This window comes from Halochromatium sp. (genome assembly GCF_046541315.1).
In the GTDB taxonomy this organism is placed as follows: Bacteria; Pseudomonadota; Gammaproteobacteria; order Chromatiales; family Chromatiaceae; genus Lamprobacter.
Genome location: NZ_JBKHDN010000068.1, coordinates 1 through 12,903 on the forward strand (window position 1 = coordinate 1; position 12,903 = coordinate 12,903).

The following is a 12,903-nucleotide window of genomic DNA, read 5'->3' on the forward strand; positions in this document are numbered from 1 at the left end:
CGATGGCTATCGCTCAACCGCGCCTCCAACTCCTGTAACCGCGCCCGCAGTTCCGCCACCTCTTGCCGACTGGCCTCGCTCTGCTCGCGCATCAACAACAGCTCGGCCTCGAGCCAGGCCACGGACGGGAGCGACACGGCCTCTGGCGTCGGCGCCAATGCCCCGGCCTCTGCCGCTGTCCTCTCTGCCGCAACCGGCGTTTGCTCGGCATACGCATCCTCGGCGTCAGCGCGCTCGTTCCTCTCCTGGCTCGCGTTCGCCTCATGGCTGGCGCTGGCCTCCTCGCTCGCGTTCGCCTCCTGGCTGGCGCTGGTCAAAGGCGCGTCCACATCGGTCAGCGGCACCTGCGCGATCCGCGCCCCGGTCACGGCGGCCCAATACTGCTCGCGCGCGGCGTCGGCAGTGAGCGCGAGGAGTTCGGCCCGGCTTGGGATGATCAGCTCGACACCCTGTCGCAGGCGATTGATGTTGCCATCGACGAAGGCATCTGGGCTGTTGCGATAGAAGGCGAGCGCGATCTGTTCCAGCGTGACGCCCGGCATCGCTAGGCGTCTCCCAACCTCGGTGAGTCCGACTCCCGCAGGTACCGGCCCATAGCGCAACGGAAACCGATCTGCGACCGCTGCCAGGGGTGACCGAGCCGGCCGTGCTCGCAACCAAGACGGCGCCTCAGCTTGCCCTTGCCCTTGTTCTCGCTCGCCGCCGACGGCGGGCGGATCGAGCAGCACCGCATACTCCTTCACCAATCGCCCATCCGGCCAGCGCAGTTCGAGCAGCAGGGCCAGATAGGGCTCGCGAATCGGCTCGCGGCTGATGACCTCGAGCATCGCCCCACCATCCGGACCGATCATCGGCGTGAAGCGCATCTCGGTCAGGAACGCTGGCCGCTCGAGTCCCGCTTGCTCGAAAGCCGCAGGGCTGGCAAGACGCGCCGCGATCCGATCCAGATCCGATCGCTCGACCTCGAACAGCTCGATCTCGCCCTGGAAGGGCTGATGCAACGCCGACCGCACGCGCAGCTCGCCGAGCCCCAGCGCGGCGGCCTGCGCACCAACCAGCAGCAGGACGATGGCGAGCGGAGCGCTCAGCGCTTGAGCGTCGCTCAGCAGCCGACCCCGGCACGGCGCTTGCTCACGCACCGAGCCGCGTCCGAGCCACCCTGCCCAGGCCTGGCCGGGCTTGGCCCTGGAGGGAACGCTGATGCAGTCAGCGCTTGCGTAAGGATCGCGGCGAACGGTGATCGGCATCGCGTCGCTCGACGATCGACAGCCCCCACGCGCGTGCCACCATTAACGCTCAAGCAGGAGCCGCAGCATCCGCCGCAGCGGCTCGGCCGCGCCCCACAGCAACTGGTCGCCGACGGTGAAGGCGTTGAGGAACTCCGGCCCCTGCGCCATCGTGCGCAGGCGGCCGACCGGAATGCTCAAGGTGCCGGTGACCGCCGCCGGCGACAGCTCGGCGACGGTCCGCTCGCGCGCGTTCGGGATCACCCGCACCCAGTCGTTGGCCGCGGCGAGCATGGCGCTGATCTCGTCGATCGGCAGCGCGCGCTTGAGCTTGATCGTCAGCCCTTGGCTGTGGCAGCGCATCGCGCCGATGCGCACACAGGTGCCGTCGAGCGGGATCGCGTTCTGCGTGCGACCGAGGATCTTGTTGGTCTCGACCCCGGCCTTCCATTCCTCCTTCGACTGGCCATTCTCCATCGGCTTGTCGATCCAGGGGATCAGACTGCCGGCGAGCGGCGCGCCGAACTGCTCGCTCGGAAAGCCCTCGGCGCGCATCGCCGCGGTCACCGCGCGATCGATGTCGAGGATCGAGCTGCGCGGATCGGCCAGCAGCTCGCCGACGCTGGCCTGCAAGGCGCCCATCTGCGCCAGCAACTCGCGCATGTTGCGCGCGCCGGCACCGGAGGCGGCCTGATAGGTCATGGCGCTGACCCAATCGACCAGATCGCGACGCAGCAGCTCGCCGACCGCCATCAGCATCAGGCTCACCGTGCAGTTGCCGCCGATGAAGTCGCGTTTACCGGCCGCCAGCGCCTGCTGGATCACCTCCAGATTCACCGGGTCGAGCACGATGGTGCTGTCGTCACGCAGCCGCAGCGTCGAGGCGGCGTCGATCCAATAGCCTTGCCAGCCGCGCGCGCGCAGGGGCGCGAACACCTGCTCGGTGTAGTCGCCGCCCTGGCAGGTGACGATGGCGTCCATCCCGGCCAGGGCGTCGAGATCATGGGCGTCGAGCAGCGCCTGCGCGTCCTGTCCCACATCCGGCCCCGGCTCGCCCTGCTGCGAGGTCGAGAAGAAACGCGCCTCGGGAATCAGCGCAAAGTCATCCTCGACGCGCATCCGGTCCATCAGGACCGAGCCCACCATGCCACGCCAGCCAACGAAACCGACCCGATTCATCGCCACCTCACCTGTTTTGGAGACCGTTCACGAACAACATTCGACGACACCAGGCCGCGCGACCAAAGCCGCCTAACCAGCCGCAGCCCGGATCGCCTCGAGCACCGCATCGCCCATCGCCACCGTGCCGACGGTGGTGGTGCCAGGCGCGGCGATATCGCCGGTGCGCAGTCCGCGATCGAGCACCTTCGCGACCGCCTGTTCGATCCGCGCCGCGGGTTCCGGCGCCGCCAGCGAGTAGCGCAGCATCATCGCCACCGAGAGGATGGTCGCGAGCGGATTGGCGATCCCCTGGCCGGCGATATCCGGCGCCGAGCCGTGGATCGGCTCGTACATGCCCTGGCCGTCGGCATTCAGCGAGGCCGAGGGCAGCATGCCGATCGAACCGGTGAGCATCGCCGCCGCATCCGAGAGGATATCGCCGAACATGTTGGTGGTGACCATCACGTCGAACTGCTTGGGCGCGCGCACCAGTTGCATCGCCGCGTTATCGACGTACATGTGGCTGAGTTCGACCTGCGAGTAGTCGCGACCGACGCGGATCGCGACCTCGCGCCACAGCTCGGTGCATTCGAGCACATTGGCCTTATCGACCGAGCAGAGGCGCCGGTTGCGCTGCATCGCGGTGTCGAAGGCGACGCGGCAGATGCGTTCGATCTCGGATTCGGTATAGACCAGGGTATTGATACCGCGCCGCTCGCCGCTTTCCAGCGTCTCGACGCCGCGCGGCTGGCCGAAATAGATGCCGCCGGTCAGCTCGCGCACGATCATGAGATCGAGCCCGGCGACCACCTCCGGCTTCAGGGTCGAGGCCTCGGCGAGTTGCGGATAGAGGATCGCCGGGCGCAGGTTGGCGAACAGGCCCAATCCCGAGCGCAGGCCGAGCAGGCCCTTCTCCGGGCGCAGCGCGATCTCCAGCGGCTCCCATTTGGGGCCGCCGACGGCGCCGAGCAGCACCGCATCGGCGGCCTTGGCCAGGTCCAGGGTCGATGCCGGCAGCGGCGAGCCGCAATCGTCATAGGCGGCGCCGCCGACCAGGGCGGTCTCGGTCTCGATGGCGAGCCCAAACTCGTCGCGCAGGCCGGCGAGCACTTTCACCGCCTCGGCGACGATCTCGGGGCCGATGCCATCGCCGGGCAGGATCAGAATCTTCTTGGTCAATCGTCTCTCCGTTGGCGCCAAGGGCGTCTGACTGGGAACGCCTCATGGGCCTTGATGGGTGGCTGTTGAACCACCGATGAACGCTGTCGTGATCCTTCGGGGCAGCGCCGCTAAGACGAGGCGACCGCCGCGAAGAGCCAGGGTGCCTGCCGCTGGCGACGCTGCTCGTAGGCGGCGATCTCGTCGGCGCGTTCCAGCGTCAGGCCGATGTCATCGAGCCCGTTGAGCAGGCAGTGGCGATGGAAGGCATCGATCTCGAAGGCGATCGCCTCGCCGCTACTCGGCTGCAAGCGTTGTCGTTCCAGGTCGACCTCGATCGCGAGCGCGGTCTCGTCGTCGGCAAGCGCGAACAGCGCATCGACGCTCCGCTCGTCGAGCACGATCGGCAGCAGGCCGTTCTTGATCGCGTTCTGGCGGAAGATATCGGCGAAGCTCGGCGCGATCAGCACCCGAAAGCCGTGATCGGCGAGCGCCCAGGGCGCGTGCTCGCGCGAGGAGCCACAGCCGAAGTTGTGCCGCGTGAGCAGGATCTTGGCCTCGGCATAGCGCGGATCATTGAGCACGAAGTCCGGGTTCAGCGGCCGTCCGCGACAATCCTGTCCCGGCTCACCGTGGTCGAGATAGCGCCATTCGTCGAACAGATTGGGGCCAAAACCGGTGCGCTGGATCGACTTCAGGAATTGCTTGGGGATGATCGCATCGGTATCCACATTGGCGCGATCGAGCGGCATCACAATGCCGCGAAAGGTCTCGAAGGGTTGCATCGTTAGAACTCCCGCACGTCGACGAAGCGCCCGCTCACCGCAGCCGCGGCGGCCATCGCGGGACTCACCAGATGGGTGCGTCCACCCTGCCCCTGGCGGCCCTCGAAATTGCGATTGCTGGTCGCGGCGCAGCGCTCGCCCGGCTCGAGGCGGTCGGCGTTCATCGCCAGACACATCGAGCAGCCCGGATCGCGCCACTCGAAGCCGGCATCGATGAAGATCCGGTCGAGCCCCTCGGCCTCGGCCTGCTGCTTCACCAGCCCCGAGCCCGGCACCACCATCGCCAGCTTGACCGAGTCGGCCACATGGCGGCCCTTGGCCACCTCGGCCGCCGCGCGCAGATCCTCGATGCGGCCATTGGTGCAGGAGCCGATGAAGACCTTATCGATGCCGATCGCGGCGATCGGCGTGCGCGGTTCGAGCCCCATGTAGGCGAGCGCGTGGCGATAACTGCCGGCCTTGACCGGATCGGCGACCGCATCCGGGTCCGGCACCTCGCCATCGACCGGCAGCACCATCTCCGGCGAGGTGCCCCAGGTCACCTGCGGGCGGATGCTGGCCGCATCGATGCGCACCACGCGGTCGTAGCTCGCGCCAGGATCGCTGTTCAGCGAGCGCCAGTAGGCGGCGGCCTGCTCGAACGTCTCGCCGGTCGGCGACTGCGGCCGACCGCGCAGGTAATCGACGGTCTTGTCGTCGATGCCGATCAGCCCGGCCCGAGCGCCCGCTTCGATGCTCATGTTGCAGACCGTCATCCGGCCTTCCATGCTCAGCGCCTCGATTGCCTCGCCGGCATATTCGATCACATGACCGGTGCCGCCGGCGGTGCCGATCTCGCCGATGATCGCGAGCACGATGTCCTTGGCGGTGATGCCCGGCCCGAGGTCGCCCGCGACGCTGACCAACATGCTCTTTGGCTTGCGCTGCAGCAGGCATTGGGTGGCGAGGACATGCTCGACCTCGGAGGTGCCGACGCCGAACGCGAGCGCGCCGAAGGCGCCGTGGGTCGAGGTATGGCTGTCGCCACAGACCAGGGTCATGCCGGGCTGGGTGAAGCCCTGCTCGGGGCCGATCACATGGACGATGCCCTGGCGCGGATCGCCCATCGGGAACAGCGGGATGCCGAACTCGCGGCAGTTGGCTTCCAGCGTTTCGACCTGCAGGCGCGAGATCGGATCGACGATCCCGAGATGGCGATCGCTGGTCGGCACGTTATGATCCGGTACCGCCAGGTTGGCCTCGGGGCGGTGCGGCTTGCGGCCGGTCAGGCGCAGTCCCTCGAAGGCCTGCGGCGAGGTCACCTCGTGCACCAGCTGGCGGTCGATATACAGCAGCGCGGTGCCGTGCTCATCGATGCGCACGATGTGATCGTCCCAGATCTTGTCGAGGAGTGTTCTTGGTGGGTGGTGTTGAGCCGCCATCGGGCGTTGCTCCGATCGGAAAACAAACCCCACAGTCTAAACGGCCAACGCTGAAGGCTCAATGCCCGCGTTGCCGCCGCCTCGGCACGCATCGCCCCCCATGCTACCCTTAAGATCCATTGAGGAGACCGATCATGAGCATCAGCCCCGGCAGCCAGGTCAGGCTGCATCTGGCGATCTATCTCGATGACGGCACCGAGGCGCTCTCCAGCTTCGGCGGCGAGCCGATGCGCTTTCGCATCGGCGATGGCACGCTCGCGCCTGGTCTTGAAGGCCTGTTGCTCGGCCTGGAGGCGGGCGCCGATGAACAGATGCTGGCCGCGGGCGCCGCGCTTTTCGGCGCCCGTGACGCGGCGCTGGTGCAGCGGGTGCCGCGCACCGACCTCCCGGATGGTTTCGCGCCCGAGCCGGGCGATGTGATCCCGTTCCAGGCCCCGGGCGGACAGGAGACCCTGGGCACCATCCTGAGCACCGACGACACCGAGGTCGAGATCGACTTCAATCATCCCCTCGCGCGGCGCGGCCTGCGCATTCACGCCCGGGTGCTCGAGGTCGACTGAACGATCGCCTGACTGACTTGGATAGCGTTTCCAGCGCATGCTCGAGAGCAATCGCGCGACGACACCGGACGAGCTTCTGGCTTAATATTAGGAAATACTAATTTACGGAGTGTCCATCGATGCCATCGACCCCAAGACTCCGGCAGCTAGCGATCCTCGCCCCGCTGCTGTGCGCCCATGCCGCCAGCGGCAACGCCGCCGATGCGGATGCAGCCGATGCCGATCCGAGCCAAGACCCAGCCCGCGCCAGCATCGCCACCGCCGAGGTCGGTTATCGTGTGGTGCCCAAGGAATACCGCCTCGACGGCGTGGTCGAAGCGATCAATCGCACCACGGTCTCCGCGCAGACCAGCGGCCAGGTCGACGAGATCCTCTACGATGTCGATGACTTCGTCGAGAAGGGCGAGGTCATCGTGCGCCTGCGCGCCACCGAGCACCGCGCCCGGCTCGCCCAAGCGGCGGCCGACCTGAGATCGGCGTCGGCGCAGCTCGAGCAAGCGCGCGAGGAGCATCAGCGCATCAAAGGTCTCTACCAGAAACAGAACGTCTCCGAGTCGAGGATGGACCAGGCCGAGGCCGATCTTGAAAGCGCCGAGGCCCGGCTCGAATCGGCCCAGGCCAATCTGGAGCAGGCGCAGGAGCAGCTCGAGTACACCCAGATCCGTGCCCCCTACTCCGGCATCGTCATCCGCCGGCATGTGGAACGGGGCGAGGTCGCCAACCCCGGCAGTCCGGTCATGAGCGGTATCTCGCTGGAAGAACTGCGGGTGAGCATCGATGTGCCGCAGAGCGCGATCCCAGCGGTGCGCGAGCGCGGCGAGATCCGAGTCTATCTGCCCGATGGCGAGATCACCGAGCCGAGCCGCATCACCGTGTTCCCGTTTGCCGATCTCGGCTCCAACACCTTCAAGGTGCGCGCCGATCTGGAAGGGCGGATCGAAGGGCTGTTCCCCGGCATGTTCGTCAAGACCGGCATCGTCACCGGCGAGAAGCAGGAGCTGACCATCCCCCGCGCCGCCGTGGTCTATCGCTCCGAGGTCACCGGCGCCTATGTGGTCAGCGAGAACGGCCGCATCCGCCTGCGCCACATCCGCACCGGGTCGAGCATCGACGACGAGATCGTCGTCCTCTCCGGCCTGAGCGCCGGCGAACGGGTCGCGCTCGACCCGATTGCCGCCGGCCTCGCCCTCAAGCGTCAAGCCGAGGCAAACCGCCAGGATCGCCAAGATGGCTGAGTCGCACCCCACCCCGACGGCTCCGGCCACCGCCACGGCTCAGGAGGGTCGGTTTGGCACCCCCGGCCAGAATGCGCTCGGCGTCTCCGGGCGCATCGCCCAGCGCTTCCAACAGGCCGAGATCACGCCGCTGCTGGCGCTGGTCGGCCTCTTGCTCGGGCTGTTCGCGATCCTGATCACGCCGCGCGAGGAAGAACCGCAGATCAACGTCACCTTCGCCGATGTCTTGATCCCCTTCCCCGGCGCCTCGGCGAGCGAGGTCGAGCATCTGGTCGCCGGTCCGGCCGAGCAGGTGTTGTCCGAGATCCAGGGCGTCGAGCATGTGTACTCGGTCTCGCGCCCGGGGATGGCGCTGATCTCGGTGCAGTTCGAGGTCGGCGAGGACCGCACCGATGCGATCGTGCGCCTGTGGAGCAAGGTGAACTCCAACGCCGACTGGCTGCCGGCCGGCCTCGGCGTCGGCGAGCCGCTGATCAAGCCCAAGGGCATCGACAATGTGCCGATCCTCACCGCCACCCTCTGGTCGACGAATGAGCGGTTCGGCGCCTATGAGCTGGGGCAGGTCGCCCATGCCATCGAGCAGGAGCTGAAACGGGTGCCGGGCACCCGCGATGTCTACACGGTGGGCGCGCCGCAACAGGTGATGCGGGTCATCCTCGACCCACAAGCGCTCGCCTCGCACGACATCGATCTGAGCGACCTGAGCCGTGCCTTGCAGGCCGGCAACAGCAGTCGCGACGACATCGCCATCGTCGCCGATAACCGAGAGATCCGGGTCCAGGCCGGCACCATGCTCGCCAGCGTCGATGACATCGCCGAGCTGGTGGTCGGCATGCACGGCGGCCGCCCGGTCTATCTGCGCGAGGTGGCCCGCATCGAGCGCGGTCCCGAGGTGCCCCAGGCCTATGTCTGGATGGGCGCGGGTGCCAGTGCCAGTGCCAGCGCCAGTGCCAGTGCCAGCACCGGTGCCGATGATGGCGCCGGGATCGACGCTGGTATCGACTCGGTCACCGCCGCCGATGGCCAGGTCCTGGCCGGCACGACGCCGGCGGTGACCATCGCCGTGGCCAAGCAGGAAGGCACCAATGCGGTGGCCGTGGCCGAGCAGATCATCGCGCGCTTCGACCAACTCGGTGGGATCTTCATCCCCGAGGGGGTCGAGGTCAGCATCACCCGCAACGACGGCAAGACCGCCGACGCCAAGGCGCGCAAGCTGATCACCGAGCTGGCCTCCGCCACCATCACCGTCATCGTGCTGGTGGCACTGGCGATGGGCTGGCGCGCCGGGCTGGTGGTCGGCGGCGCGGTCATCGTCACCCTGATGCTGACCCTGTTCGCCTCCTGGGCCTATGGCTTCACCCTCAACCGGGTGTCCCTGTTCGCGCTGATCTTCTCGATCGGCATCCTGGTCGACGACGCCATCGTCGTGGTCGAGAACATCATCCGCCACATGGCCATCGGGCGGCGCAAGATGCTCGACCTGATGCCGGGGGCGGTCGACGAGGTCGGCAGCCCCACCATCCTCGCCACCTTCACCGTCATCGCCGCGCTGCTGCCGATGGCCTTCGTCTCCGGGCTCATGGGGCCCTACATGAGTCCGATCCCGATCAACGCCTCGATGGGGATGGTGATCTCTCAGGTCGTCGCCTTCGTGCTCACGCCCTGGCTGGCGTATCAGGTACTCGGGCGGCGTCATGATGCCGCGCTCGCCGACCACGCTCACCACGCCCGGCACGCTCCTCAAGACGAACCGGCCGGCGTTACGTCAGGACAGGATGGAGCCAGCCTGAGTCCCGCTCCTGGCGGCGATGCGGCGCAACAGGATGCGGCCAGCCCGCATCTCGCACCGGATGGCGGTGCAGGGCCGCAGGATCAGGCCAAACCGCGTCTCGCGCATGGCGCTGACGACGCGCTAACGCCAGCGCATCAGAACGGCGCAAAGGACGAGGACGCGGCCAACCCGCGTCTGCAATGGCTGTTCGAGCGGCTGATCACGCCCTTTCTGGAAGGGCGGCGCGGCCTGATCAACCGTTGGCTGTTGCTCGCCGGCATCCTGCTGCTGATCGGTGCCTCGCTGCTGCTGCCGTTGAGTCAGACGGTGATCCTGAAGATGCTGCCGTTCGACAACAAGAGCGAGCTGCAAGTCGTGCTCGACATGCCCGAGGGCAGCAGCCTGGAGCAGACCGCGCGCGTGCTCGCCGAGATGGGTCATTACCTGGAGACGCAGCCCGAGATCGCCGATTACCAGGCCTATGCGGGCACCGCCTCGCCGATGAACTTCAACGGCCTGGTGCGCCAGTACTATCTGCGCGATCAGCCGCATCAAGGCGACCTCCAGGTCAACCTGGTCGCCGCTGATCAGCGCGAGGACAAGAGCCACGCCATCGCGCTGCGCCTGCGCGAGCCGCTGCAGGCGATCGCCGAGCGCTATGACGGCAACGCCAAGATCGTCGAGATCCCGCCCGGACCGCCGGTGTTCGCGCCGCTGGTCGCCGAGATCTATGGCATCGACTACACCGAGCAGATGGCGCTCGCCGAGGAGGTGCGCGCGGTCTTCGCCGATACCGATGACATCGTCGATATCGATGACTCGATGGAGTATCCGGGGCGCAAGTTCGTGCTCGTGGTCGACCGTCCCAAGGCGGCGCAGCTCGGCGTCGATCAGGCCAGCGTCGCCGAGGCCCTGGCCAGCGTGCTCGGCGGCGAGGACATGGCCTATCTGCACGGGGCCAACGTCAAGTACGCGGTACCGATCCGGGTCGAGTACGCCGAGGCCGACAAGGCCGATCTGGATCAGGTGCTGGCGCTGCGGGTGCGCTCGCGCGGTGGCCAGCTGGTGCCGCTGTCGGAGATCGTCACGGTGGTCGAGAGCCAGCGCGAGTCCAGTATCTATCACAAGGATCTGCTGCCGGTGGTCTATGTCACCGCCAACATGGCCGGGGAGATCGACAGCCCGTTGTACGGACTCTTCAGCATCGCCGGCCAGCTCGATACGGATCTCGTGCAGTGGTACACAAGCCAGCCCGAGAACCCCTACGAGCCCAGTCTCAAATGGGAGGGCGAATGGCAGGTCACCTACGAGACCTTCCGCGACATGGGCGTCGCCTATGCCTTTGGCCTGGTGTTGATCTATCTGTTGGTCGTGTTCCAGTTCCGCAGCTACGTGGTGCCGCTGATCATCATGGCGCCGATCCCGCTGACCATCATCGGCATCCTGCCCGGCCACGCGCTGATCGGCGCCCAGTTCACCGCGACCTCGATGATCGGCATGATCGCGCTCGCCGGCATCATCGTGCGCAACTCGATCCTGCTGGTGGACTTCATCAATCAGCAGGTGCGGGCCGGCGATTCGCTGGAACGCGCGGTGGTCGGCTCGGCGGTGGTGCGCACCAAGCCCATCGTGCTCACGGCGCTGGCGACCATGGCCGGGGTCTCCTTCATCCTCGGCGACCCGATCTTCTCGGGCCTGGCGGTGTCGTTGCTGTTCGGCCTGTTCGTCTCCACCCTGCTGACGCTGATCGTGATCCCGGTGGTCTACTATGGGGTGATGCGCCGGCGGGTGGAGTGGATTCGGATGGCGACGGCCTGACGACCGTCCAACTGCTCTTTCGAGGATTATGATGACTAGAGGGCCAACGATCTTCAGCCTGTTCGACAAGAACCTGACACATTGAACGACTTCTTCAACCTCTACCAGCAAGGTCTCGTCCGAGCGGCGGTTGGCGTGCCCGAGGTGCGCATCGCCAACCCGCCCGCCAACGCGGCGGCGACCATCGCGCTCGCCCGCCGCGCCGATGAGGCCGGCGCGCTGATCGCCCTGTTCCCGGAGCTGGGGCTGACCGCCTACAGTAACGACGACCTTTTCCATCAGCAGGCGCTGCTCGATGCCGCGCGCGCGGCGCTCGCGCAGGTGGTCGAGGCCAGCCGCGCGCTGCGGCCGCTGATCGCGGTGGGCCTGCCGTTGCGCCTGGATGGACGCCTGTTCAACTGCGCGGTCGCCATCCATGCCGGCCGCATCCTCGGCGTGACGCCGAAGTCCTATCTGCCGAGCTATCGCGAGTTCTACGAGAAACGCCAGTTCGCCGCCGCCGATGCGCTGCTCGCGCGCGAGGTCGAGCTGCTCGGCCAAGAGGTCCCGCTCGGCACCGACCTGCTGTTCGAGGCCAGCACCCTGCCCGGCCTGGTCATCCACATGGAACTCTGCGAGGACCTCTGGGCGCCGATCCCCCCCAGCACCTATGCCGCGCTGGCCGGCGCCACGGTGTTGCTGAACCTCTCGGCGAGCAACATCACCATCGGCAAGGCCGCCTATCGCAACGATCTTTGCGCGGCCCAATCCGGCAAGTGCCTCGCCGCCTATCTCTACTCGGCGGCCGGGCCGGGCGAGTCGACCACCGATCTGGCCTGGGATGGCCATGCGGTGATCTTCGAGCAGGATCGGCTGCTGGCCGAGTCCGAACGCTTCCCCGGCCGCGCGCAACTGATCGCCGCCGATATCGACCTGGAGCGGCTGCAACAGGAGCGGCTGCGCGTGACCAGCTTCAGCGACAGCATCCGCACCCACCGCGAGCGGCTGCAGCGGATGCGGCGCGTGCGCTTCAGCCCCGAGCCGCCAAGCGGCGATCTCGGGCTACAACGCGCGATCGCCCGCTTCCCCTATGTGCCCGCAGACAGCGCCGAGCGCGATGCGCAGTGCTATGAGGCCTACAACATCCAGGTACATGGGCTGGCCAAGCGGCTCCAGGCGAGCGGCATCGAGCGCATCGTGATCGGCGTCTCCGGCGGTCTCGATTCGACCCAGGCGCTCCTGGTCGCGGCCCGCACCATGGACCGACTCGGGCTGCCGCGCGGCCATATCCTGGCGTACACCATGCCGGGCTTCGCCACCAGCGACGAGACCCGCACCAACGCGCTGGCGTTGATGCAGGCGCTCGGCACCCAGGCCGAGGAGATCGACATCCGCCCGTCCTGCACGCAGATGTTCAAGGACATCGGCCATCCCTTTGCCGAGGGCGAACTGGTCTACGATGTCACCTTCGAGAACGTCCAGGCCGGCGAGCGCGCCTCGCACCTGTTTCGGCTCGCCAACCGCCACAACGCCCTGGTGCTCGGTACGGGTGATTTGTCCGAGATCGCGCTCGGCTGGTCCACCTATGGCGTTGGCGACCAGATGTCGCATTACAACGTCAACGCCTCGGTGCCGAAGACGTTGATCCAGTACCTGATCCGCTGGGTCATCGCCAGCAACCAGTTCGATGCCCCCACCAACGGCATCCTGCAAGCGATTCTCGACACCGAGATCTCGCCCGAGCTGGTGCCCGTGCAGGACGGTCGCCCGGGCTCGGTCGCCACCGGCG

At 67.3% G+C, this 12,903-nt stretch carries 9 protein-coding genes; 4 read left to right on the forward strand and 5 right to left on the reverse strand.

Annotated features, from left to right (window positions below; genetic code table 11):
- From ACLFQI_RS06520 to leuC, 5 genes are all read right to left on the reverse strand, one after another.
- Positions 1–1,247: FimV family protein (locus ACLFQI_RS06520; protein WP_410758090.1), on the reverse strand; the 1,247-nt coding region annotated here is incomplete at its 3' end.
- A 42-nt stretch (positions 1,248–1,289) separates the two neighbouring features.
- On the reverse strand, positions 1,290–2,405 hold the full coding sequence (gene asd / locus ACLFQI_RS06525; RefSeq protein WP_410758091.1) for an aspartate-semialdehyde dehydrogenase: 1,116 nt from the start codon (positions 2,403–2,405) through the stop codon (positions 1,290–1,292).
- A 72-nt stretch (positions 2,406–2,477) separates the two neighbouring features.
- Positions 2,478–3,566, reverse strand: coding sequence for a 3-isopropylmalate dehydrogenase (leuB, locus tag ACLFQI_RS06530; protein ID WP_410758092.1), 1,089 nt, complete (start codon positions 3,564–3,566; stop codon positions 2,478–2,480).
- A 110-nt stretch (positions 3,567–3,676) separates the two neighbouring features.
- Positions 3,677–4,330 carry a 3-isopropylmalate dehydratase small subunit gene (gene leuD, locus ACLFQI_RS06535; RefSeq protein ID WP_410758093.1) on the reverse strand — a complete coding sequence of 218 codons (654 nt, stop codon included), beginning with the start codon at positions 4,328–4,330 and terminating at the stop codon, positions 3,677–3,679.
- 2 nt (positions 4,331–4,332) lie between these two features.
- Complete coding sequence (gene leuC / locus ACLFQI_RS06540; protein WP_410758094.1) at positions 4,333–5,751, reverse strand: 3-isopropylmalate dehydratase large subunit; 1,419 nt, start codon at positions 5,749–5,751, stop codon at positions 4,333–4,335.
- 134 nt (positions 5,752–5,885) lie between these two features.
- On the opposite strand from leuC, the gene ACLFQI_RS06545 reads away from it, so the two are divergent.
- From ACLFQI_RS06545 to ACLFQI_RS06560, 4 genes are all read left to right on the forward strand, one after another.
- The gene (locus ACLFQI_RS06545; protein WP_410758095.1) at positions 5,886–6,311 is read left to right on the forward strand and encodes an FKBP-type peptidyl-prolyl cis-trans isomerase; all 426 of its coding nucleotides are present in this window, start codon (positions 5,886–5,888) and stop codon (positions 6,309–6,311) included.
- Positions 6,312–6,430: 119 nt separating this feature from the next.
- Positions 6,431–7,546, forward strand: a complete 1,116-nt coding sequence (locus tag ACLFQI_RS06550) for an efflux RND transporter periplasmic adaptor subunit (protein WP_410758096.1) — start codon at positions 6,431–6,433, stop codon at positions 7,544–7,546.
- Complete coding sequence (locus tag ACLFQI_RS06555; RefSeq protein ID WP_410758097.1) at positions 7,539–11,135, forward strand: efflux RND transporter permease subunit; 3,597 nt, start codon at positions 7,539–7,541, stop codon at positions 11,133–11,135. The genes ACLFQI_RS06550 and ACLFQI_RS06555 overlap by 8 nt, the downstream gene beginning before the upstream one ends.
- An 81-nt stretch (positions 11,136–11,216) precedes the next feature.
- The coding region (locus ACLFQI_RS06560; RefSeq protein WP_410758098.1) for an NAD(+) synthase at positions 11,217–12,903 on the forward strand (1,687 nt) is incomplete at its 3' end.